The 19,513-nt window shown below is 67.0% G+C and carries 17 protein-coding genes; 10 read left to right on the plus strand and 7 right to left on the minus strand.

The genetic code is table 11. The features are described 5' to 3' along the window. The first annotated feature begins 96 nt into the window (after positions 1–96). From LZC94_46195 to LZC94_46210, 4 genes are all read left to right on the plus strand, one after another. A complete protein-coding gene (locus LZC94_46195; protein ID WXB15199.1) occupies positions 97–1,101 on the plus strand; it encodes a sigma 54-interacting transcriptional regulator in 1,005 nt (334 codons plus the stop codon). Between the two features lie 72 nt (positions 1,102–1,173). Then, positions 1,174–2,592 carry a sigma 54-interacting transcriptional regulator gene (locus tag LZC94_46200; protein WXB15200.1) on the plus strand — a complete coding sequence of 473 codons (1,419 nt, stop codon included), beginning with the start codon at positions 1,174–1,176 and terminating at the stop codon, positions 2,590–2,592. Between the two features lie 124 nt (positions 2,593–2,716). Continuing rightward, complete coding sequence (locus LZC94_46205; GenBank protein ID WXB15201.1) at positions 2,717–5,356, plus strand: hypothetical protein; 2,640 nt, start codon at positions 2,717–2,719, stop codon at positions 5,354–5,356. A gap of 305 nt (positions 5,357–5,661) precedes the next feature. Further along, on the plus strand, positions 5,662–7,248 hold the full coding sequence (locus LZC94_46210; protein WXB15202.1) for a serine/threonine protein kinase: 1,587 nt from the start codon (positions 5,662–5,664) through the stop codon (positions 7,246–7,248). Positions 7,249–7,283: 35 nt separating this feature from the next. Here LZC94_46210 and LZC94_46215 read toward each other — a convergent pair whose 3' ends face one another. Next, positions 7,284–8,057, minus strand: coding sequence for a helix-turn-helix domain-containing protein (locus LZC94_46215; GenBank protein WXB15203.1), 774 nt, complete (start codon positions 8,055–8,057; stop codon positions 7,284–7,286). A gap of 171 nt (positions 8,058–8,228) precedes the next feature. On the opposite strand from LZC94_46215, the gene LZC94_46220 reads away from it, so the two are divergent. Together LZC94_46220 and LZC94_46225 are read left to right on the plus strand one after the other, a co-directional pair. Then, positions 8,229–8,675: an ester cyclase gene (locus LZC94_46220; GenBank protein ID WXB15204.1), complete on the plus strand. Its 447-nt coding sequence runs from the start codon at positions 8,229–8,231 to the stop codon at positions 8,673–8,675. Between the two features lie 150 nt (positions 8,676–8,825). Beyond that, a complete protein-coding gene (locus LZC94_46225; protein WXB15205.1) occupies positions 8,826–9,782 on the plus strand; it encodes a hypothetical protein in 957 nt (318 codons plus the stop codon). A 26-nt stretch (positions 9,783–9,808) separates the two neighbouring features. On the opposite strand, the gene LZC94_46230 is transcribed toward LZC94_46225, so the two are convergent. Next, complete coding sequence (locus LZC94_46230) at positions 9,809–10,351, minus strand: response regulator (protein WXB15206.1); 543 nt, start codon at positions 10,349–10,351, stop codon at positions 9,809–9,811. A gap of 248 nt (positions 10,352–10,599) precedes the next feature. Here LZC94_46230 and LZC94_46235 point away from each other — a divergent pair, with 248 nt between their 5' ends. After that, the gene (locus LZC94_46235) at positions 10,600–11,895 is read left to right on the plus strand and encodes a hypothetical protein (GenBank protein WXB15207.1); all 1,296 of its coding nucleotides are present in this window, start codon (positions 10,600–10,602) and stop codon (positions 11,893–11,895) included. Positions 11,896–12,065: 170 nt separating this feature from the next. After that, positions 12,066–13,166 (plus strand): type II asparaginase, encoded by a 1,101-nt coding sequence (locus tag LZC94_46240; protein WXB15208.1) that lies wholly within the window; start codon positions 12,066–12,068, stop codon positions 13,164–13,166. Positions 13,167–13,292: 126 nt separating this feature from the next. Here LZC94_46240 and LZC94_46245 read toward each other — a convergent pair whose 3' ends face one another. The 5 genes from LZC94_46245 to LZC94_46265 all read right to left on the minus strand — a co-directional run bounded on the left by LZC94_46245 (position 13,293) and on the right by LZC94_46265 (position 17,550). After that, a complete protein-coding gene (locus tag LZC94_46245) occupies positions 13,293–14,561 on the minus strand; it encodes a hypothetical protein (protein ID WXB15209.1) in 1,269 nt (422 codons plus the stop codon). 28 nt (positions 14,562–14,589) lie between these two features. Continuing rightward, positions 14,590–15,126, minus strand: a complete 537-nt coding sequence (locus LZC94_46250; protein ID WXB15210.1) for a carboxymuconolactone decarboxylase family protein — start codon at positions 15,124–15,126, stop codon at positions 14,590–14,592. Continuing rightward, the gene (locus LZC94_46255) at positions 15,123–16,001 is read right to left on the minus strand and encodes an SDR family NAD(P)-dependent oxidoreductase (GenBank protein WXB15211.1); all 879 of its coding nucleotides are present in this window, start codon (positions 15,999–16,001) and stop codon (positions 15,123–15,125) included. Before LZC94_46255 ends, LZC94_46250 begins: the two co-directional genes overlap by 4 nt. A gap of 54 nt (positions 16,002–16,055) precedes the next feature. After that, complete coding sequence (locus tag LZC94_46260; GenBank protein WXB15212.1) at positions 16,056–16,739, minus strand: TetR/AcrR family transcriptional regulator; 684 nt, start codon at positions 16,737–16,739, stop codon at positions 16,056–16,058. Positions 16,740–16,845: 106 nt separating this feature from the next. After that, entirely contained in the window at positions 16,846–17,550 is a 705-nt protein-coding gene (locus LZC94_46265; protein ID WXB15213.1) for a M57 family metalloprotease, read from the minus strand. A 595-nt stretch (positions 17,551–18,145) separates the two neighbouring features. Here LZC94_46265 and LZC94_46270 point away from each other — a divergent pair. Both LZC94_46270 and LZC94_46275 read left to right on the plus strand, forming a co-directional pair. Beyond that, entirely contained in the window at positions 18,146–19,207 is a 1,062-nt protein-coding gene (locus tag LZC94_46270; GenBank protein ID WXB15214.1) for an esterase family protein, read from the plus strand. Positions 19,208–19,307: 100 nt separating this feature from the next. After that, on the plus strand, positions 19,308–19,487 hold the full coding sequence (locus LZC94_46275; GenBank protein ID WXB15215.1) for a hypothetical protein: 180 nt from the start codon (positions 19,308–19,310) through the stop codon (positions 19,485–19,487). Positions 19,488–19,513: the final 26 nt, after the last annotated feature.

Consider the following 19,513-nt stretch of genomic DNA (forward strand, 5'->3'; position numbering starts at 1 on the left):
CGCCAAGTCCAACGAACCACGCGAGAAAATGACGATAGCGCGCCATGGCATTCGCGCGCCAAAAGGCTGGCACGTCCGCTGCGTTGGTGCCTTCCCATGAAGACCCTCATGGTACTCGAAGCCGCCCAGGCGGACGCCGTCGAAGTTTCCGGGCTGGTAGCGGTCGACCCACCGCTCCGCAATGCCCTGCGCGTGGTGGAGCAAATGGCCAAACGAAGCAGCGGTGTTTTGATAACGGGGCCGACCGGGGTCGGAAAAGAGCTATTGGCCGCCCAGGTGCACGCGCGGTCCGGGAGGCGCGGCGCGTTCGTGGCCATCAACTGCGCGGCGTTCAGCGAAGGGCTGGCGGAGAGCGCCCTCTTTGGACATGTGCGCGGTGCGTTTACCGGGGCGGTGTCGAACGCGCAGGGCGCCTTCGTGGAAGCCCACCGGGGCACCTTGTTTCTCGATGAGATGGGCGAGCTCGATCCCTCCGTGCAGGCCAAGCTGCTGCGCGTCTTGGAGGAAGGTTCGGTGCGGCCCGTCGGCGCATCGAAGAGCACACCGGTGGACGTGCGCATCGTGGCAGCCACCAACCGCGATCTCCGTCAGGAGATATCCGCTTCGCGCTTTCGCGCCGATCTCTTCTTCCGCATCGCTACGTTCATCATCGAAGTACCCGCGTTGCGCGAACGACCCGGCGATCTCGACGCGCTCATCCAGCGCTTCCTCGCCCAGCACGATCGCGCACCCCGCGTTCTCCTCTCCACCGCGGCGCGCCGTGCTCTTTTGAATTACGCCTGGCCCGGCAATGTGCGCGAGCTGCGCAATGTGATGGAGCGCATCCTCGCGCTGGCCCCGCCCGGCGAAATCTCGGAGGCCACGCTTTTGACCTTGGCGCCGGAGCTCTCGCAGGTGCCCGTGGACGCTCCCCCCGCCGAGGGCGCCTCCTTGCGGCAAGCGCTTGCCCGAACGGAGCGACGCTTGATCCGCGCGCGCCTCGCGAGCGGGGACGGGCATCGCCAGCGGCTGGCCGACGACCTCGGGGTGCATCGGACGACGCTCTGGCGCAAAATGAAGCGTCTCTCCGCCTCCGACGACCCGCCGCCGTCACGCGTTTGAGTGGCACCCATTGGCTCCCCGCTGCGATAAAATCGCAGAGGGAGCCGCAACGTGTCATCGAACCACGATACGATGGAAACCGCAGAAGAGTCGCAGCGGGGGCCGGCGGCGGCGCTCGATCGCCGGGAGCCGCTCCTCGGCTTGGTGCTCGTATGGTCGGCCGCGGAGGACCACCGCATCGGCGAGGTGCTGCTCGTCCCACCCGGCGCGACACGGATCTTCGGCCGCGGGCACGCGGGCGGCGGGCCGAATGCTGCGCGGCTGATTCGGCAGCGCCCGGGGTCGAATTTGGCAATGCCTCCTTTGGAGGACCGATTCCTCTCCCGCCGCCACCTGTCGATTCGAAGCGACGGTGACGCCCTGCATATCGCATCCATCGGCCGCCGCCCGCTGATCCTGCGCCCCTCGCGGGTGGAGCACGTGGACGAGGTGCGGCTCCGGGTCGGGGAGCAAATCGAAATCAAGGACACCTTGCTCTTCCTGTGCGTGCGGCGCACGGCCGAAATGCCGCTCATGAAATACGGCGCCATCGATCCGTGCCACGCGTTTGGAGCGCCGGATCGGCACGGCATCGTGGGCGAGAGCCCCGCCGCTTGGAAGCTCCGCGAAGCGCTGGCGTTTGCCGCCCCCAAGCGCGCGCACGTCCTGCTCACGGGGCCGAGCGGCACGGGAAAAGAGCTCTTGGCGCGCGCGCTCCACGCCCTCTCGCCGCGCGCGCGCCGGAGCTTCGTGGCGCGCAACGCGGCCACGCTCCCGTCCGGGCTGATCGACGCGGAGCTCTATGGGAATATTGCAAACTACACACATTCGGGCATGCCGGAGCGACCGGGGCTGGTGGGCGAGGCGGAGGGGGGCACGCTCTTCCTCGACGAAATCGGGGAGCTCGGGCCCGAGCTCCAGGCGAAGTTCCTGCGGCTGCTCGACGACGCGGCGGAATACCAGCGCCTGGGTGAGACGCGCCGGCGCGTCGCGGATCTCCGGCTCTTGGCCGCGACCAATCGCGCGGTGGCCGATCTCAAGACGGATTTTGCGGCGCGCTTTCCTCTGCGCATCGATGTGCCGGGTCTCGACCAGCGTCGCGAGGACATCGCGCTCATCTTGCGGGAGCTCGTGAGGCGCGCGAAATCGGAGGACGCCTCCTTCGAGTCGTGCGCTTTGGGGGACTCGTTGGTCTCGGCCTTGACCGGACACGACTTTCGAACCCACGTTCGCGAGCTCTCGTCCATCCTCTGGGATGCGCTCGCGGACAGCGAGGGCTCGGTCGTCGAGCTCACGTCGGCCGTGCAGCGCCGGATTGGAAGCGCCGCGCGATCGTCGGAGGATCGGGAACCTTCGATTCGCACGGCAGCGAAAGATTTAACGGCGGAGGATGTGCGCTTGGCGTTGGCGCGTCATGATGGCGTTCAGGCGAAAGCATGGCGCGACCTCGGGTTGCCCAATCGATTTGCGCTGCGGCGCCTCATGAAAATACATGGGATCAAGGTGGGATAACCCCCTTCCAAACGCACGATAGGGACACGAAAACACCCGGGATGTCGGAGTGGCGAATGGCGCGCTCGCGGTGAATTCGTGATACTCGTTTTCGCCACCCAAACGACTCACGCGAGGTGGGAACATGACGAATGTAGCGCTCCGGGCGACCATGCTCGCCCTGGCAAGCTTCGCCCTTTGCCATTGCGACGACTCCAGCGGCGGCAGCAACGGCCGCGATGGCGGCGGTGGAGGCCCCGACGCGAGCACCCTGGACGCGGGCGCGCTCGATGCGGGAGGGAGCGACGGCGGTGACGGCGGCGTCTGCGCCGACTGCAACGGCACCCGCGCGTACGACGCGCAGTCCTACAGCCTGCGCGGCAAGTTCGATTGGAGCGCGCGAAAGCTGATTGCCGAGGAGGAGATCACCGTCACCTTGACCACGGAGTATTCGGTAGTCGCCCTCGACGCGGCGCTCACCGTAAAGCGCGTATCCGCGGGCGGCAACGATTTGAAGTGGGCTTACGACACCAAAGAGCGCGTGCTGCACGTCGATCTGGGCCCGCTCCGCAAGGACGGTCGGGTGGTCACCTTCGTGGTGAGCTACGAAGCGCCGGTCTCGAGCTCGCTCGTCGCCTCCAAGGGGCGCGACGGCGATCCGGTCGCCTCGCGCGTCGTCTTCACCAACTCGGAGCCCGACCGAGCGCGCAACTGGCTCGTCTCGAACGATCATCCCTCCGATCGCGCGCGCTGGTCGGTGGAGCTCACCGTGGGCGCCGACGAGGACGTGATCGCCAATGGCCAGCGCGTGCGCGACGAGCGCAGCGGCGAATCGCGCACCGTCGGCCATCGAATGTCGGTTCCCCTCCCGACGTACTTGATGGCCTTCGCCGGAGGGCAGCTCGAGCACGCCGACGACGACAAGAAGACTGCGCGCTTCCCGCTGAGCGTTTGGCACCGGCGCGGGTTGATGATCGACACCGGCGAGCACCTGAAGCTCCTCGCGGATCTGACGAAGACGTTCGAGACCCTGATTGGCCCTTACCCGTTCGAGGACGTCGGTTATTCCGTGGTGCTGCTGCCGGATTTCAGCGGCGGGATGGAAAATGCGACGGTCACCTTCAACGCCGAGAGCTCGGGGCAGGGGACCCTCGCCTTCAACCTCAACGCGCACGAGTACGCCCACCACTGGTTCGGCGATTGGGTCACCATGCGCGATTACGACGACGCGTGGGTCAAAGAAGGTATGGCCACCTTGATGGCCACGGAGGCGAGCCGCGCGTTCGAGGACACGGAGCGCACCGGGCGCCTGCTCGGCAGCGATTTCGCCCCGAAGTCGAGCGCGTCCGTCGTCGACAAGACGCTCAAAGGGAGCGCCAAATACACGAGCGGGCCGTACGACCGCGCCGCTTGGATGATCACGCAAATCCGCGCGAAGCTGAGTGACGACAAGGTCTTTTGGAAATCGCTGCGCGACATGCTCGCCGCGCACGGCGCGGGCACCATCAACGGCGAAGAGTTCGTGCGATCGTTTCCGCTGGACGAAGCCACCGTCCAAAAGGTCCTCGCCACCCTCGAGAAGAAGCCGATGCCGACGGTGGCCATCGAGACGCGCGGCGCCGACGCGGGCGCCGCGCGGAGCGTGACCTTGACCCTGGGCGATCCCTCGTCGGCCCTGCTCGAGCCCATTCCGGTCACGGTGATCGGAGAGACCGGGAAGGTGGAGCGCGAGGACAAGCTCGAACCCGGCAAGCCGCTGACCTTCGACGTGCCGGCCGGCGGTTACCTGGCCTACGACGAGCGCGACGTGAACCCGGACTGGGACGAGTCGTTCGACGGTGTGCGCGACGTTTACAAGACGAAGCTGCTCCCCCTCATGGTGCCATCGTCGCCGGCGGCGCTGGAGACCTTCGCGACCCGGTCGGCGACCCATCAAGCGCGCGTGCTCTCGTCCAACGTCTTGCCGCCCATTTCGGGCGATCAGCTGGCCGACCTTCATGGGAAGCTGGACTCACGATTTGCCAAGCGCTCCGCCGAGATCGACGGGTGCCAGAGCATGCAGCGCGTCGCGAACGAGGGTGGCGACACCCGGCCTTGGGCGATCTCGCTCGAGTCGCTGCTCAAGACGCCGGCCCTGACCAGCTACTCCACCGGCTACGGCAGCTGCACCCCGGGGTTCGTATCGGGCTTGTTCGGCGAGGAGCCGAAGCGACCCATCACCGCACAGAACCTGGGGCGCGCGACGTATCTTCTGGGCTTCGATTACGGTCCGGACGAGAGCTTCGCGCTGGGCAAGCGATTGGCCACCGAGGCGCCCGCGCTCGTGTTGCGCGAGCTGGCCGTTCGCCGTTTGGCGTCCCAAGCGGCGGGGGCGCCTTATTCGATCATCCCGGCGGACAAGATCCCGGCCTGGAAGGACTTCTTCCGTGCGCGCCTGGACGAGAGCACGTCGCAAACGCGCTTCCGATACGTTTGGGAGGGCATCCGCGCGCTGAAGGACGATGGCGCGTTCCCCAGCGTCGCGCTGAAGCTCCACGCTCTTCCGCTGTCCGCGGCGACCCAGCACCAAACCATTTGCGAGGCTTACCGGGTCGTCAAAGACGATACGGCCGCGCGCGATCGGTTCCGCGAAGCCGCCAAGCCCTGGGGGACGTTGACGCCCCTCGCCGCCGAGGTGCTGCAGGATCCGAGCAAGTGCCCGGCTCCGAGCCTCGCGCCGCTCGCCTCATCCCGCGGTCTTCCGCTGACCTCCGACGCCAAAGGCGCCCGCGAGGACAAGCGCTGAGGGACCCCTTCGTGTACCAAGGGCGCGCCGGTGGACCTCGTTCGAGCTGCACCGGCCGCCACCCGATTCGGATCGTATCTGCACTTCGATCATTCGATTGAAACGCTATTTCGCGCCATGGATCGGCTCGAATGGACGTAACCGTTCGTCAGGCGAGCATGGCGGCCGGAGCCTCGGCCGGCTCGATGGCGCTTCAGTTCGCTGGTGGTGGCATATCCCAGCAGCGCCAACATCCAATCATATGGAGAATCATGCGGTTACGCATTAGGTCTCCAATGGGGAGTTCATCCAATCGACGATCGTCGATGGGGCGCGGCGATTCCATCCCACGCTTTGCCGATGAGGTATTCTCGGGGCAGTTCGTCATGCCGCAGTCGTCGCCTCCCCCGCTCTCCGCGACCGAGCGCATTCAAGCGCGCATTGGAACCACCGTCCGACGATACCGCCTGACGCGGCTGCTCGGCGCGGGCGAATCCGCGGCCGTCTACGAGGCCGCGCGCCGCAACGGCGATCGGGTCGCCATCAAGATTTGGCACGACCCCCTGCCGGAGGATCCCGCGGCGCTCCGTTTTTTCAGCCGTGACGCGTACATCGCCCATCGAATCGGCAACCCCAAAGCGGTGCCGGTGCTCGACGAGGGCGTGGACGAGGAGCGCCATCCGTTCGTGGTGATGCCGCTCCTGCAAGGCGAAACGATCCGCGCGCGCTGGGAGCAGTGCCACCGGTATCTGGATGTCTACGAGGTGAGCGTGCTCCTGTCCGACGTGCTCGACGTGCTGGCGAGCGCGCACGCCCATGGCGTCGTCCACCGAAACATCAAGCCGGACAATCTCTTCGTCACCACCGCCGGCGACGTGCGCGTGCTCGACTTCACGGCGGCGCGCGGCTCGATCGGCGCGACGGCGTTTCAGCCGCCCGAGCAAGCGCTGGGCGATCGCGACGCGGTGGGCCCCGCGGGCGACTGCTTTGCCGTGGGCGCCGTGGCCTTCACCTTGCTGTCGGGCGAGCACGTTCAGCGAGCGCGCTCGCTCGCGGAGATCAGCCCGGAGATGGCGGCGCCGGTGGTGCGATGGGTCGACAAGGCGTTGGCGTTCTCCCCCGCCGATCGCTGGCCCTCGGCGCGCGAGATGCGCGACGCGCTGCACGCGGCGTTCGAAGAGGCGGTGGGGGCCCCGCTCGCGGACATCGCGCCGCGCGTGCGCGCGAAGATCGCCAAAGAGCTGGCGGAGATCCTCGTTCGCGAGATGCACGGCACCCTTGACTCGCGCCCGCCGCAGATGGACCGCCGCTCCGAGAGCCCGAGGCCCCTGCGGCGCGCGGATCCCGGGGTCGAGGTGCAGGCGGCGCACCATTGGGTGGCCAATGCCTTCCGGCTCGTGCCGGGGCTGGCCCATCGCCTCTTGGCCAAACATGGTTTGGGCCGATTCGATGACGATGGCCGCTTCATCGCCGATCCACGCCCCTGGTGGCCGTGCAATTCCTATTTGGCGTTCCTCGAGGAGATCACCGAGGTGATCGGCCCCGCGAAGATGGGGGAGCTCGCCAAGCTGCAAGAAAAGGAGATCGTTTTACCGCCCACCATCCGCGATATTCGCACGTGCTTTGCCGCTTCGGACATCGTCTATCACATCGTCCACCGCCTTCACGGCGAGTTGATGTACGACGTCGCCACGGGCCGCATGCTGGAGGGGATCGGCCACGTTTGGTACCTGGGCGACATCGGTCCAAACCGCATCGGCATCGAGACCGAGAGCCTTTATCCGTGCGTCGGCGATCGCATGGTCGTCCAAGGGCTCGCCCGGCGCTTCGAGGCAAACGCCTTCATCGAGCACAAGCCCGGCTCGTGCCGCAAGGACGGCGACGAGACGTGCACGTATTACATCGTTTGGTGAATCGGTTGCCGCGCGCCGCTCGCGCGGGCGCCCGATCAACAATGCTCTCCGGCGCGGAAGAAGCGTCGCGGCGACTCGCCGGTGGCCGAGCGGAACTCGCGAATGAAGTGGGATTGATCGCAATACCCCGCCTCCAGCGCCAGGCGCGTGAAGGTAACGCCCGGGCGGTACGCATCGATCGCGCGCCGAAGGCGGATGATCGAGGCGAGCTGCTTGGGCGACGCGCCCACCGCGCGCCGGAATCGCTTTTCGAGCCGGTCCTGTCCTAGCCCGAGCCGCGCTGCGAGCTCGCCGATGCGGAGCGAGCCGCGCGCATCGCGGATGGCGCGCGCGGCGGCGGCCACGATGGGATCCGGCGGCTCCGGGGTGCGGCGCGCGAGCAAGAAGCGCTCGACGGCCGCGATCCGCTCGCGGTGATCGGCCGCGCGCGCGACCCTTTCGGCGACGGCCTCGATCGCGGCGCGCGGGAGGAGCTCGTCCAAAGCCACCGTCGCACCGAATAGCTCGTGCAGTGGATGCGCAAAAAACCGCGCAGCCCCGTCCTCGTGAAAGGTGGCCAGCAGCACCCCGCCCCCCGCCGATGTGGCCATGCGGCGCACGGAGCCGCGCAACCCGGCGAAGCTCACATCGGGGATCCGGCGCTCCGTGCCCTCGTGAAGCTCCCGCGCCGAGCCGCCGTAGCGAAAGCCCAAGATGAGGCCGGTGCCGGGCAGCAAGGTGCGCGTGGTCTCCTCGCTGGCCTCGACCACGGTGAAGGCACGCACATAAGGAGCAAGCGCCGCGCTCGGCTCGAGCGCCAAAATTCGCATGATCCACTTGTAGGGCGCGGCCCTCGCCGCCGGCGAATGAATTCGTCCAAGTCGCCGCCGCCGCGGGGACCCACCGTTTCGGGTATGCAACGCCGGCCGCGACGCACGCATGGCCGGCCGCGCTCGCCGTCTCTCTCTTTCCGCTTCCCGAACATGAAAGGATTACGACCCATGAGCACGGAGACGTCCACCAAGAATCGAGAAGTCGTACGGAGCCTCTACGAAGATTGCATCAACCGCGGCAAGGGCGAGCTGCTCGTCCAATCGTTCGCCCCCGACTTCGTCGGCGCCAACGGAGAACGCGGGCCCGAGGGGTATGCGCAGACCATCGCGTCCGTCAAAACGGGAACCCCCGACGTCCAATTCCGAATCGACGATCTCGTGGCCACGGACGACAAGGTCGTCGTTCGCTGGAGCTGGGAAGGGACGCACACCGGCCCGTTCCGCGGTTTCCCTGCCACCCACAAGCGCATTACCAACACGGGAATTGCCATTTACCACTTTCGCGATGGCAAGATCGTGCGCGCCTGGCTGGAGACCGATCGACTGGGTGTCCTCCAGCAGATCGGCGCCATCCCGGAGAAGCTCGCGCCCGCCGCCCCGCCGGCGAAACCCTGAACGTTCCGCCTTCCCACGCCGGCTCGAGCGTGGGCTTGCGGGCCTTTCGATCCGGCCTTGGCGCGGCTGCGGCGAAGGCGTACGCATCGCATTTGACACACCGCGAGCCCTCGACGCCTCGTTCGGTTTGCTCCTAAATGGAGCACCACCATGATCCGCGCGCTCGCAGGCCTCGCGGCCCTCGGCATCACCGGTTTTGCCGCGCACCGCTACCTCATTCATGTCCCGTGGCCCGCGCCGCCGCCGCTCGGATCGTCGCTTCGACGGGGTGAGCTTCGCGTGGGCGATCGCCGGCGCACGTTCGCCTACTACGCACCGCGGGATCTGCCTCCTGGCGCCCCGCTCCTGCTCGCGTTCCACGGATCGAAGGGGGACGGCGAGGGCTTTCGGCGCCGTACCGTGCATCGCTTCGACGAGCTCGCCGATCGCGAGGGCTTTCTCGTCGTGTATCCGGACGGCTTCGAAGGCCATTGGAACGACTGCCGCACCGTCGCCACGTATTCGGCGCGCACGCAGCGCATCGACGATATCGGGTTCGTTCGCGCGTTGATTGCCCACTTTCGCGGCGCGCACGACATCGATGCTTCGCGCGTGTTTGCCGTGGGTTGGTCCAATGGCGGGCATTTTTGCTTTCGGCTCGCGTTCGAGGTGCCCGAGGCCATTCGGGCCATCGCCGCCGTGAGCGCGAACTTACCGACGGAGGACAATTGCGATTGTACCCGGCGCGGCCAGCCCCTATCCGCGTTGATCATGAACGGCACGCGCGATCCGCTGAACCCTCATGGCGGCGGCCTCGTCACCATCTTTGGCTTCGGCCGCCGCGGCACCGTGGTCTCGTCCGGTGAGACGGCGCGAAGCTTCGCGTCGTGGGCGGGCATCACCTCCGAGCCTCGGGTCGAGCGCTTTCCCAGCCGCGACGCGGCTCTATGGGTCGAGCGGCAGACATGGTCCTCCGGCGCGGGCATCGAGGTCGTGCTCGATACGGTGCACGGCGGCGGTCACGTGGTGCCCCAGCGCGCGGTGCGGGCGGAGCGGATCCTCGGCCCCACGAACCTCGACTTCGACGGACCCGGCGCTATTTGGAGCTTCTTCGCCCGACGCGGATAGCGTTTTCCTTGTTCCTGGGTCGTCCGTCACGCGGCCTTGCGCGCCAGCGACGTGACCATGGTCACCAGCTCGGTGGGATTGAACGGCTTGGGAAGATGCGCCATGAACCCCGCGCGCAGAGCGTGCTCGCGATCTTCGTCCTCCGCGCACGCCGTCAGCGCCGCGGCCGGGATGGTGCCCCCTCGATCGCGAGGAAGCGCGCGGACGCGGCGGATTAGATCGTAGCCGTTTTCACCCGGCATCCCGATGTCCGAGAGCAAAACGTCCGGCTTCTCCCGTTCGAACGCGGCCATGGCGTCGGCCACATTGCACGCGGTCGTAATGCGCGAGCCGCGGTGCTCCAGGATCTTTTGAAGCAGGCGGCGATTGTCGGCGTCGTCGTCCACGACGAGGATGTGCAGCCCGCTGAGCGGCGAAGAAACGCCGGCAGGCTTGGCCGCGCGGGGATCTCGGGAGGGCATCATCGTGGCGGAGGCAGGCTTTCGAATCATGGGGAGCTCGCGGATCACGGGGCTCGGTGGCCCGGTATGTTCGTTACCTTGCAGATCCGGCGCCAACACGGGACTCACCGTGGCCTCGGCCGAAATTCCCTCGTTCCATCCGGTACAGCTGCCATGTTGCATATTCTACATTGAGGCGATTCCGCACACAGGCGCACCCGCGACGCATATTGAATTCCGTATAACCTCTTCATCGAGATTGTTGGTGAGCTCACGACACGGCGCGCGCGGAGGGGTGCACTTTTCGAGTGCCACAGCACCGGATAGAGAAGGGGTCCACTTCGGCTTAGACTGGCGCGCGCGCGAGGAGAAACGTCATGCGAACCGTTCTCGTAGTCAGTGTTGCCTTGCTGTCGTTGTCGGCTGCCTCATGCAATAAGAAGAGCGAGCCCGCGACCGATACGGCCTCCGCGCCGGCATCGGCGTCGGTGGCGGCGCCGGCCTCGGCCCCACCGCCGCCGGCCGCACCGGCGGAAGCAAGCGCGAACGCCATAGCGCGTTCGGACATCGGCGGCCAAGTGGTTCGCGTCGGCGAACACCAGGTCGAGCTCCGGCTCTTTGCGAATGGTTTTGCCGACGCGCAAGGAGCATTCCTCGACGAGAAGTCCAAAGCGAAGCTCGTCGTTCATGCCAACGCCGCGGCCAACGCCCACCCGCTCGTCACGCTCGCGTACGAGCCCGCGCTCGGCCGCTTCGCCGTTCATGGGGCGAGCAAAGCGCAGCTGACCCCGGGACCGCTCGATATCGAGCTCCACCTCGGCAAGGCCGTGAGCAAGGGCCGGCTCGATGCGGCGGTGCTCCTCACGGGCCCGCAGATGGGCGGCACTTTGTTCGTCGCCGGCAAGCACGGCGTCGAGCTCGACGTTCGCGCCGATGGCCGCGTGGAGGCCCTCGTCGCCGACGCCTCCGGGGCGCGCATCAACGGCGGCGCAGGGGTCGAGCTCGAGGTGAAGCTCGCCGGCGCCGATGGGCAAGCGCACGCCGTGAAGCTCGCGTGGGACGAAGCCAAAGCTCGCTTCGCGGGCCAGGTCGACGCCAGCGTCAAGCTCGCCGCCGGCCCCGCCGACGTTCTGCTCAACGGTGAGCTCGCCGCGCGCCTGCCGACGTTCGCCCTTCGCGCCGAGGCGAAGCATGGCGGCCAGGTGCTGGTGGCCGGCGAGTACTCCGTCGAGCTCGTCGCCAAAGGCCCCGCCGTGCAGGCGTTCGTGTTCGATGCCTCCGCCGCCCCCATCGCCAAAGGCGATCTCGCGCTCTCCCTTCGCGCGGGCGCCGGCGCGTTCACCAAGCTCGCATGGGACGCGCCCAACCTGGCCTATCGCGCCAAATTGCGCGCGCCCATCGACCTCGACGTTAGCCCGATCCTGATCGGCATTCGCGCGGACGCCAAGGCCTTCGTGGGCGCGTCGATCCCCACGGTGCGCGCCGACGCGAATGCCAAGCTCGACGCCAAGGCGAAGCTGCCCACGGCCAAAGTCGACGCCAAAGCGGGCGCCGGCGCCAAAGCGAGCGCCAACATCAAGGTTCCCAAAATCGAAGTGTCGAAGAGCGCCAGCGCGTCGGCCGGGAGCGGCGGAGCGAGCGCCAAGGCCGGTTTTAGCTTCGGCGCCAAGTAGGCAATACCGCTGACCTCGGCGAATCGCCTTTGGCGATTGTGCCACCGTCTTGGATTTCGCAGTGCCAAGTGCACCCGTGGGTCTATCGAGACTACCGACGGCTGGGCCGCCCTATGGTATCGATGGTTCACTGGCACCCTTGCCACTTCACGTCCTTAACGGAGAAGGTCATGCGAAGTTCCCCCATCGTTCGTTCCCTCTTGGCCGCCGCGGTGCTGGCCACGTCCGCGACCTGTCTGGTGTCCCCCGCCGCGGCGGTGGAATCCGTCGCGCAAGCTTCGAAGCCGCGAATCATGATCCTGGCCACCGGTGGCACCATCGCAGGCACCGGCGCGAGCAGCGTCAATAGCGCCAGCTACACGGCCTCGAAGGTCGCGGTCGACCAGCTCATCGCCGGTGTGCCCGAATTGTCTCGCGTGGCCGAAGTGCGCGGCGAGCAAGTGATGCAAATCGCCTCCGAGAGCCTCACCAACGACGATTTGCTCAAGCTCGCTCGCCGCGTCTCGGTGCTCTCCAAGCGCCCCGACGTGGACGGGATCGTCATCACCCACGGCACCGACACCCTCGAGGAGACCGCCTACTTCTTGAACCTCACGGTCCATACGGACAAGCCGATCGTGGTCGTCGGCTCCATGCGCCCGGGCACCGCGCTGTCGGCCGACGGCGCCCTCAATCTGTACGACGCTGTAAGCGTGGCGGGCTCGAAGGACGCGCGGGGGAAGGGCGTCTTCGTGACCATGAACGACGAGATCCACGCGGGGCGCGACGTCACCAAGATGGTGAACATCAAGACCGAGGCCTTCAAGAGCCAATGGGGGCCCCTGGGCATGGTGGTGGAGGGGAAGAACTATTGGTTCCGCGCCCCCATCAAGCGCCACACCACGCAGAGCGAGTTCGATATCGACCAAATCCAAACGTTGCCCAAGGTCGAAATCGTCTATGGCTACGAAAACGCGCCGCGCGCCACCGTCGACGCCGTCGGCGCGAGCCCCGGTATCCAGGCCATCATCCACGCGGGGACTGGCAATGGCTCGGTGGCCAACCGCATCGTTCCGGCGCTCCAGGAGCTGCGCGCCAAGGGGGTCAACGTCATCCGCTCCGCGCGCGTCCCCGCGGGCTTCGTCGTCCGCAACGCCGAGCAGCCGGACGACAAATACGGCTGGGTGGTGGGGCACGATTTGAACCCGCAAAAGAGCCGCATCCTGAGCATGGTGGCGCTGACCAAGACGCGCGATCCCAAGGAGCTGCAGCGCATCTTCTGGGAGTACTGATCTCGCGTAGGGCACCGAACATTCGGTGCCCGCAGCCGTACACGTTCCCGAAGATGGGGCTCGTCGCGGCTCCCTGCGAAGAGCGGGAACGGGAACGTGTACGGGAAGAGGAGTCGTCGCTCGACGTTAGCGCGCGCGGCGGCGCCGTACGCACGCCGCGGCCACCAGGCCCAACCCGATGCCGAGCGCTCCCGTGCCCGTGGGCGACTGGTGCGACGCCGAGCAACCCCCGGCATCCGCGCCGGCGCCCGACGCCTCCGGCGCGCCGCCGTTCGTGCCATCGCCGCCTTCACCGTTTTCGATGGCGTGGGTGAGCACCTCGACGGCCTCCTTGTTCTTCGCGACTTGCGTCTCGCTGGGGGCCGCGGGCGCGGCCGTCTTGACCCCGCGCCCCGAGCACGGCGCGCTCAATCCGGAGACCATCTTGGCGAGCGCGATGGGGTCCGAAATCATATCGACGTGCGCGTTTTGCGTGAGCGCCGACAAGAGCAGATAATTGTCGACGTTGGACGCCTCGTCCTGAAAACCCGCCTCGACACCCGTTACCAAATCGGCGATGGCGACGATGTTCGTGTAGCAAACGTTGGGGGCCGAGTCGTTCGTCGGGAGCGAGCGCTTGCCGCTGCCGATGGTGACCAAGGTGCCATCGTTCTCCGACAACGAGCCGTGCAGATCCTTCCAGTAGGCGGGATCGAACAGATCGGACGTAAAGTTCGATTCGGCGGTGGCCACCAGCTCCGGCGGGATGATCCCGAGCGGCGAGCCCGCGGCGGCGTAGGCGTTCACGGCGGCGGTGACCACCTGCTGAACCGAAAAGCCCGGATAGATTTTGCGCGCCGTCAGGGTCACGTTGGGCAGGAAGAGCCCGGCGTCGAGGAACTTGCCCGCGCCGAAGTGCGCATAAGGATGATGGAGCCCGCCGAAGGAGACGAAGCGGTGGACCTTGGCCGCGCCGCCCTTCTTCAACACGTAATTGTCGAGGACACCGGTGCCCGCCGAGTGCCCGATCACATCGACCCGAGGTGCGCCCGTGCGCTGCAGCACCTCGTCCACGAAGGCGCCGATTTGACCGGCCGAGGTGCTCAAATGATCTTGCCCGTTCGCCCCGCCCGGCACGTGGCCATAGTTGCGCGCGTAGACGCAATAACCCGCGCCCGAAAGGGTATTCAGGATGGCGCCCATTCCTTCGAAGTTGCCGGCCTGCCCATGAACGACGACGGCGGGGTATGGCCGCAGAGCGGTTGGCCGGCAATTGGGATCGTTCACCCCGCCCGCGTGGGCGGACGACGATGCGGCGAACGCCGCGCCGGCGAAGGCGGCGGCTGCGAACGAGCGCCGCGCGAGCGAGCGAGGGCGGCGAAACCGAGCCGTGAAGAGGCTTCCGGAGACGGTCATGGGTACTTCCTTCCGTACAGGTGGAGTGTCAGGGATTGTCGAGTTGAATGCGCAGCGCGGCGATGGCCGTCGCCAGCATCTCGTAATGGCCGACGAGCAGCACGAGCTCCAAACATTCTTTCTCCGTCATGCAATTACGGAGCGCGGTCCACGTGGCATCGTCGAGATCGCGCTGGGCGTGCAGCATGGTCGCGGCGCGCATCAAGGCCCGCTCCCGCTCGGACCAATCGGGATCGTCCGCGCCCGCCTTGACCCGCTCCACGTCGCGCTCCGTCAGGCCCGCCCGTTTGCCCAGCCGCGCGTGATGCTCGAACTCGTAATTGCACGCGCGCAAATGGGCCACGCGCAAAATCGCGAGCTCCGTCTCGCGCCGCGGGAGCGTCCCGCGCGGCATGATCGTGCTCGCGAACCCGAGCCAGCCGCGAAACAGCGGCCGGTGCTTGGCCAAGGTCGTGAACAGATTCGGCCGGCCGGTGCCGGCGAACCAACCGCACGCGCGCGCGACCAAATCGTTCACCAGGCCGATCTCGGAGAGCGTCCCGGGGGCAATGCGCGGCGCGCTCATGTCCCCGCCGACGGCTCTTTCGGTTGCGGGGTGGTGAGCGGGGCCCGCTCGTTTCGCGCGAGCAGGAGCGCCTCGGCCATGTGCGGCTGCGGCCGCAGCTCGGAGACGCGCTGCACGGCCATGCGAAATGGGAGCAGCATGCCGACCCAGGCCGGCGCCACCACCTGCCGCTGGCGCCGCGCGATGCCGGCCTCGAAGCGATCGATCGCGCGATCCAGGGACGTGACCCGGGTGAACACCCCCGCCATTTTGATCTTGCTGGCCGCCTGCGTCCCGAAGCCGATTCGGGTCATATCGGTGTCGAGCTCCGCGAAGTAGCCGATGCCCACCTTGGTCCCCAGGTGCTTCGTCTCCGCGCGGAACGTGCTGCCCAGCGATTCCACCGCCGCCTTGGACGCGCTGTAGGCGCCCATGAGCGGGGGGTGCGCGAGCACCGCCGCCGACGCGACCACCAGCGCATAGCCGCGCGGGTGCCCGATGTGCTCACCGGCCGCGCGCAACGTATGGAAGACGCCCATCACGTTGACCTCGAGGGTGCGCCGCATCACCTCGACGTCGCCGCCCACCATGGCCATTTGCGCGCCGATGCCCGCGTTGGCCACCACGATATCCAGCCCTCCGAGCTCGCGCACGAGCTCCTGAACGGACGCCTCGACCTGCTGCCGAACGGCTACATCGCAGTACCGGTAAGGTGCATCGCCGCAGGCCGCGGCCACCTTCTTCAACGACTCGGGCTCCAACCCGAGCAGCGCTACCTTCGCGCCGCGCTCGTGGAGGCGCCTCGCCAGCGCCGCCCCGATGCCGCGCGCGGCCCCGGTGATGAGAACGCGACGCCCCGCCAACAATGCGCGCAAACGCGCCGAGCGAATCGACATGGGGATGGTATACACGATGATTACCACCCACGCAACGAAACGTGCGGTCGAGCTTTACTCCAATGTAGGGAGCGGGGCGACGCGCGGACCTTCGCCCTCGAGCGCAGACGTGATCACGCGCCGCATGACCCTCCGCGCGCGCTCGATGCCCGCGTCGGTGACCTTTCGGCCTTCGTCGCCCTCCTCGAGCACGATGCGGACGACCGCCTCGACCGAGAGCAGGATCATGCGGAGCAGGAGCGGGTCGATGCGTTTGCCCAGGCGGACGTCTTGCCCCCCGCTGGAGAGCAGCCCGATGATCGCATCGTGCACCTTCATGCGGCGCGCGTGGAGCATCGACTCCTGGCGTTGCGCCTCGCCGCCCAGGACGAAGATGAGCCGCCCGAACTCGCGCGCGTTGCGCAGGTGCGCGTCCATGCACCGCTCGAACTGGCGCAGAGGGTCCGTCTCTTCGCGCACGGCGAGCCGGCACGTCTCGAGGAGGATGTCCGTCCCCAGGTGGTACAGCTCGAGGGCGACGTCCTCTTTGCTGCCATAGAGCCGATAGAAGGTGCGCCGGGAGACGTCGGCCGCTTTCAAGATGTCTTCCACCGAGGCCGCGCGCACCCCGAGCTCCGCGAAGACGCTGGCGGCGCCGCGGAGGATCATGGCGCGCGCTTGGCCCTCACCGAGTTGGAAACCCGGGGCTCGTGTGGCTGCCGCTACGGTTCGCTTTTTGTCGGTCGTGGCTCGGGTCACGGATCCAGTATGCACGACTGGTGCAAACTTTCGACCTCGATGGCGGTCTCCTCGCCCGGAAACCGTGGCCCGGCCCCGCCGCGCGAACGTCGAGCGCTCGGAGCGCTCAGGGCGCGCCGTAGAACTGCTGCAGACCCTCGATGTCCGTATCGCTCAACTCTCCGCCATTGTTCCACGTCGGGTTGCAATAGTTCATGACGGACATGGCGTCCCACGCGCCGACCGTGGTGTCGCCATTGGAGCCCTGCCTCTCGTCGCAGCTATCGGGTGTGTCGGGCCGATTTTGCTCGTGCGCGAAGCCGAGCGCGTGCCCGAACTCGTGAACCGCGATCGAGCGAATGCAATATTCGGTTCGATTCTGACAGGACGTGCTCCAATTCTTGAACGTGAAGTTCAAGAGCATGCCCTTGCGCACGTTGTCGAGGGCGGTGCCCAACCCCAAGGTGCGGGGGCCCGAGTCGGCGATGGTGATTCGAATGTTCGCCCCCGAGGACGTGCACGAACCCCACCCGGTGAAATCCACGTTCGAATTTCGCTCCCACGTATTCTCGATGGCCGACCGCACCCACCCCTTTTGCGTGCTGGAGCCCGACGTCTCCCAGCATACGCTGATTCGATTGTCGGGCCAAACGTTGGTGCTCAGGACATACAAATGATCCGAGGTGCTCCCCGTGAGCTCCGAAGAGGCGCTGTCCGCGGTGCTGGAGCACGCGACGCCGCCCAGAACGGCGCACGCGAGCAGCGGTATCGGCACCCAGCGGATTCGCGTGTTCTTGCCGTGCGACGACTGACTCCTAGACTGGTTCTGCATCGATCGTTCCCTTTCGAGTGAGTGCTTGCCGACCGTCGGGGGCCGGCGCGATCCGTACGCGCGATGGTCTCGGCAAATGGACGTGCGCAAACCTCTCCGGAGGACCCGCGGTCTCCCGGAAATGATTGCAGAATGCAATAACCTACCGTGGTACGGAGGCGCCGATTGCAGCGAGTGCCTCCTACATGCTCATACCAGCACGAAGCTCGCGCAGCCGAGCACGCACCCTGAGTGCGCTACGGTGTCTCGCTTTATCAAATTAAGTGATGTTCACGAGTACGCAGCCGCATCCATCGATTCAATCGGCGCAGGCGCGCGCGCGATGGACGCGATAGCTCACCGCGTCAACGTGTGCGCGTGCAAGCATCGGCGAATATTTCGATGCGTTCGGACGCGCGTATCGGTCACGTGCACGGCTCCGCGGCGCGCATCCACGCCGTGCTCGCCGGCACGTCGCGCGGTTGCGATCGCTCGGCCGCCGGTCCGTATGGTCGGATCGCGGGTGCGCGGCACGATTTTTTTGCAGCGAGACCTTCAACGTTTCCTCGCGACTCGAGGTCCTACATCGATCATCCGACGCACCGTGGGGACGATCATGACGCGATGGCGGCCGGGGCTCCCGTGCGCGCTGCTCGCATCGGCATGCACGTGCACCTTGCTCGCATCGGCGTGCAACGGTGCGGCGGGCTACGAGGCGGGTGGTACGGAAGAGCGCTGGCAAGCGGCCGATCCCGTGGTTTCGGACGATGGTGCGATCGTGACGGTGGAGACGCCGATCGACGCGCGCACCCTCGATCTGGCGATCTCCTCGCCGGCGATGCGCGCCGTCGCGAACGTCCGCCTCCTCCTCCCGCCGGGCTGGTCGCGAGGCGCCACGCAGACGTGGCCGGTGCTCTACCTGCTGCACGGAGCCCACACCGATCACACGGCGTGGACGGCGAACTCCGATATCGCAAAGCTTTCGGCCAGCACCGGGGTCATCGTGGTGATGCCGGACGGAGGTGCGTGCGGCCAATACTCCGATTGGTGGAACCTCGGCGGCTTCGGACCTCCCGCGTGGGAGACATTTCATCTCACGGAGCTCCGGCAGATCCTCGAGCGCGGCTTTCATGCGAGCACGGTCCGCGCCATCGCCGGCTTTTCGATGGGCGGCTTCGGCGCCATGTCGTACGCCGCGCGCAACCCGAGCATGTTCCGGGCGGCGGCCTCGTACAGCGGCGCGGTGGACTCGCTCTGGGACGGCAAAGGTGGCCCTGGCATCACGGGGCCCATGGTCCTCACGCTCATGTCGGTCACCTGTCCGCGCTACCCGCAGTGGGTCAATCTATGGGGCGATCCCGCCGTGCCCGCGGAACGTCGAATGTGGGAGGCGCACAATCCGGCCAGCTTGGCCTCCCGTCTCCGCGGGATTCCATTGTTCGTCGCGTCGGGAAATGGCGAGCCCGGTCCTCTGGCGCCCGCGCTCTTTCCCGATATCGTCGAACAGGTCGTCTATGGCGAATCGCGCGCCTTCGTCGAGGCCCTCGAGGCCGCTGGCGTGCCGGTGACGAGCGACTTCTACGGCCGCGGCACGCATGCGTGGCCGTATTGGCAGCGCGAGTTGCATCGCTCCTGGGCCATGCTGATGAGCGCGATTGGCGCAACCTCTGCGCCATAGCGCGCGAAAAGAGCCGCAGCTGGCGAAATATTTGAACGCTGCGGTGCCATACGGCTACTGCTCTCTCACCATGTGTACGCACCGAAGTAGAAACCGCGCGGTGAATCCGCGCGACGCGAACTGCGCTCGGCTCGTCCTCGTGTTCGCCACGGCCCTGACGGGGTGCGGGGCGGCTTCCGTGCACTCCGCCAAGCCGCCCCAGGTGAGCAGCGGGCACGGCGTCGCGAGCACCATCCTGCGCGCCGAGCACGAGCAAATCCACGACGTCGAATCCGAGTAACGCCGTGCCCGCGAAGGCGCGCCGAG

This window comes from Sorangiineae bacterium MSr11954 (assembly GCA_037157815.1).
Lineage (GTDB): Bacteria > Myxococcota_A > Polyangia > Polyangiales > Polyangiaceae > Pendulispora > Pendulispora albinea.